General features: G+C 68.5%; 3 protein-coding genes and 2 pseudogenes. All 5 read left to right on the top strand.

Going from position 1 to position 3,697, the window contains the following annotated elements:
* Positions 1–184: pseudogene (locus tag BFE01S_RS36570) on the top strand (urocanate hydratase); the annotation flags it as partial.
* Positions 181–894 (top strand): HutD/Ves family protein, encoded by a 714-nt coding sequence (locus BFE01S_RS41655; protein WP_042340078.1) that lies wholly within the window; start codon positions 181–183, stop codon positions 892–894. The pseudogene BFE01S_RS36570 and the gene BFE01S_RS41655, both read left to right, overlap by 4 nt.
* An 8-nt stretch (positions 895–902) precedes the next feature.
* Complete coding sequence (gene hutI / locus BFE01S_RS41650; RefSeq protein ID WP_042340076.1) at positions 903–2,147, top strand: imidazolonepropionase; 1,245 nt, start codon at positions 903–905, stop codon at positions 2,145–2,147.
* A gap of 14 nt (positions 2,148–2,161) precedes the next feature.
* Entirely contained in the window at positions 2,162–3,562 is a 1,401-nt protein-coding gene (locus BFE01S_RS36555; RefSeq protein WP_028229694.1) for a formimidoylglutamate deiminase, read from the top strand.
* 33 nt (positions 3,563–3,595) lie between these two features.
* Positions 3,596–3,697: pseudogene (locus tag BFE01S_RS46180) on the top strand (N-formylglutamate deformylase); the annotation flags it as partial.

The following is a 3,697-nucleotide window of genomic DNA, read 5'->3' as shown; positions in this document are numbered from 1 at the left end:
CTTCTCGCAGCACGCGGGCGTGGTGATCGTGGCGGACGGCACGGCGGCGGCGCACGAGCGTCTGGGGCGGGTGCTGCACAACGACCCGGCGACGGGCGTGATGCGCCACGCGGACGCCGGCTACGAACTCGCGCAGCAGACGGCGCGTGAAGCGGGCCTGAAGCTGCCGATGCTCGGTCGATGAGCGGCGCTCAAGCATTGCAGGCCGATGCGCGTGTGACGCTGCTGCGCGGTGCGGACCTTGTGGCATCGCCGTGGAAGAACGGCGGCGGCGTCACGCGCGAGATCGCAGCGGCGCCGATTGCCGGCTGCATCGCCGGCGGCATTGCAGGCGCCGCTGCCGGCACGGCGCTCGACACGTTCGCGTGGCGTGTGAGCGTGGCCGATGTGGCGCAGGCAGGACCGTTCTCGCGCTTCGAGGGCGTGGACCGCACGCTGGTGCTGCTCGAAGGCGCGGGCATGATGCTCGACGAAGCCGGGCCCACCGCGCGCACGCACGCGCTCACGGCGCCGCTGGACGTCGCGCGCTTTGCGGGAGAAACCGCGCTCACGGCGCGGCTGGTGGATGGCCCGACGCGCGACTTCAATCTGATGGTGCGCCGGGGCGCGGCGCGCGGTACGCTCGACGTATGGCGCACGGCGACGTCGTGCCGCTCGACTGCGGAAACGCTGCTGCTGTTTTGCGCGCGTGGTCCGGTAGCGATCAGCGTGAACGACGCAGCACCGGTCACGCTGGCCACCGGCGACACGCTGCGCATCGACGCCGCGCAAGCCGTGGACATCGCAACGCAGGGCGGGGGCGCACTGCTGGCTATCGCACTCGATGGGGTCTCTGCGCAGGCAGGCGACCCGTCTTCCGGCACCGCGCTGCCGAACGCCATGCGGACTTCATGAACCGACCCATGAAACAGACTCTCTGGCACAACCTCAAACTGTGCGCGCAAGGCGATCCGCGCGAGACGATCGACGATGCGGCCATCGCCGTGGAGAACGGCAACGTCGCCTGGCTCGGCGCGCTCGCGCAGGTTCCCGCACAGTACGCTGCATGGCCGCGCGAAGACCTGGGCGGCGCCTGGGTCACGCCGGGACTCGTCGATTGTCATACGCACCTCGTCTACGGCGGCCAGCGCGCCGACGAATTCGCACAGCGTCTTGCGGGCGTGAGCTACGAAGAGATTGCCCGCCAGGGGGGCGGCATCGTTTCGACGGTGCGCGCGACGCGCGCCGCGAGCGAGGACGCGCTCTTCGCGCAGTCGGCGGCACGGCTCGAACCGCTGCTTGCGGAAGGCGTAACCGCCGTCGAGATCAAATCGGGCTATGGCCTCGAACTGGCATCCGAGCGCAAGATGCTGCGCGTGGCGCGTCGCCTTGCCGCGCGTTATCCGGTGACGGTGCGCACGACCTTCCTCGGCGCGCATGCGCTGCCGCCGGAATACGCGGGCCGCGCCGACGCCTATATCGATGAAGTATGCGAGCGCATGCTGCCCGCGCTCACAGACGAGGGCCTTGTGGACGCGGTCGACGTGTTCTGCGAGCGCATCGGCTTTTCGCTCGCGCAGAGCGAGCGCGTGTTCGAGGCGGCGGCGCGGCGCAATCTGCCGGTCAAGATGCATGCGGAGCAGCTCTCGAACAGCGGCGGCGCGGCGCTGGCTGCCCGTTACGGCGCGCTTTCGGCCGACCATCTGGAATTTCTCGACGAAGCCGGTGTTGCGGCGATGAAGGCCGCGGGCAGCGTGGCCGTGCTGCTGCCGGGCGCCTACTACTTCATCCGCGAAACGCAGCTGCCTCCGCTCGATTTGCTGCGGCGTTACGAGGTGCCCATTGCGATTTCGACCGACAGCAACCCGGGCACGTCGCCCACCACGTCGCTGCTGCTCATGATGAACATGGCGACCACGCTCTTTCGCATGACCGTGCCCGAAGTGCTGCTGGGCGTGACGCAACACGCGGCGCGCGCGTTCGGCGACAGCGAGCGGCACGGCACGCTGGCGGCGGGGCGTCCCGCCGACTTCGCGGTATGGCGGGTCCAGTCGCTGGCGGAACTTGCCTACTGGATGGGCCGCCCGCTGTGCGAACGCGTCGTGCGCGCGGGCGAAACCGTTTTCACCGCTTTGCACCGCTCCGACGTGCACCGTTTGAACGCCTGAACCACGCTACGAACATGAATCCGACTTCACACGCGCTCTTTGCCGAGCATGCTTATCTGCCCGGCGGCTGGCGCCGCAACGTCCTGCTCGAATGGGACGACGCAGGCCGTCTTGTCGCAGTGACACCCGATCTCGTCCGCGCACCCGCGGGCGTTCCGCAGGCGGCAGGCCCGGTCATGCCTGGCATGCCTAATCTTCATTCGCATGCGTTTCAACGCGCGATGGCGGGCCTCACCGAATATCGCGCGAACCCCACCGACAGCTTCTGGAGCTGGCGCGACCTCATGTACCGGTTCGCCGCGCGCATCACGCCTGAAGACCTCGGCGCGATTGCGGGCTGGCTCTATGTGGAAATGCTGAAGGCGGGCTATACGTCCGTCTGCGAATTCCACTACGTGCACCATGCGGAAAGCGGCCAGCGCTACGGCAATCCGGCGGAACTGGCGCAACGTGCCGTCGATGCCGCAGCCGATACCGGCATCGGCATGACTATGCTGCCCGTGCTGTACCAGTACAGCGGTTTCGGCGCGCAGCCGCCGCGCGACGATCAGCGGCGCTTCATCAACTCGCCGGACCAGCTGCTCGACCTCATCGGCACGCTGCGGCACGCGCGGCCCGAGCACGGCGCACTGCGTTACGGCGTGGCGCCGCATTCGCTGCGGGCCGTCTCGAAGGACTCGCTGCGCGCGCTGCTCGAAGGGCTCGATGCCATGCTGCCCGGCGCACCGGTGCACATTCATATCGCCGAGCAGACCGCGGAAGTGGAGGCCTGCCTCGCGACCGAAGGCGCGCGTCCGGTGCAATGGCTGCTCGACCGCTTCGACGTCAATGCACGCTGGTGCCTTGTGCACGCCACGCATATCGATGCGGGCGAAACGAACGCACTCGCGAAGAGCGGCGCCGTGGCGGGGCTGTGCCTCACGACCGAGGCGAATCTGGGCGACGGCATTTTCCCGGCGCACGCTTATCTGGAAGCAGGCGGCGCGTTCGGCGTGGGCTCGGACAGCCACATCGGCGTGGATTGGCGCGCCGAACTGCGCTTGCTCGAATACGGGCAGCGACTCGTGCGGCGCCAGCGCAACGTGCTGGCTTCCGCGCAGACGGCCCAGGTTGCGGACCGCCTGTTCGACGCCGCGCTCGAAGGCGGCGCGCGTGCCACGGGGCGCGCAACGGGCGCGCTGATAGCAGGAGCACGCGCCGACTGGATCGTGCTGGACCCGCAGCATGCGGATCTTGCCGGACAGTCGCCCGGCACGTGGCTTTCGTCCGTCGTATTCTGCGAACACGGCGAGACCCCGGTGCTCGACGTATACGCAGGCGGCGAAAAGGTGGTGGAGCAGCGCCGCCATCGCTACGAAGAACGTCTGTACGCCGACTATCGCAAGGCGCTTGCGCGCCTGCTGTCGAACGCATGAGCCCACGCATCCCCCGTTCAGTTTCGACGAACCATGACCGACCTCTATACGCTTGAGCGCGGCACTGCGCCGCTCCTGATCTCGATTCCGCACCTCGGCACGCGGATTCCCGACGCCTTGCGCGAGCAATACACC

This window comes from Paraburkholderia ferrariae NBRC 106233, from assembly GCF_000685035.1.
Taxonomy (GTDB): Bacteria; Pseudomonadota; Gammaproteobacteria; order Burkholderiales; family Burkholderiaceae; genus Paraburkholderia; species Paraburkholderia ferrariae.
The sequence above is the reverse complement of the archived record's forward strand: the minus strand, read 5'-3'. Positions and strand labels throughout refer to the sequence as shown.

Coding starts and splice junctions, on each gene's coding strand:
- BFE01S_RS41655 (WP_042340078.1), top strand. CDS start 181: ATGAGCGGCGCTCAAGCATTGCAGGCCGATGCGCGTGTGACGCTGCTG.
- hutI (WP_042340076.1), top strand. CDS start 903: ATGAAACAGACTCTCTGGCACAACCTCAAACTGTGCGCGCAAGGCGAT.
- BFE01S_RS36555 (WP_028229694.1), top strand. CDS start 2,162: ATGAATCCGACTTCACACGCGCTCTTTGCCGAGCATGCTTATCTGCCC.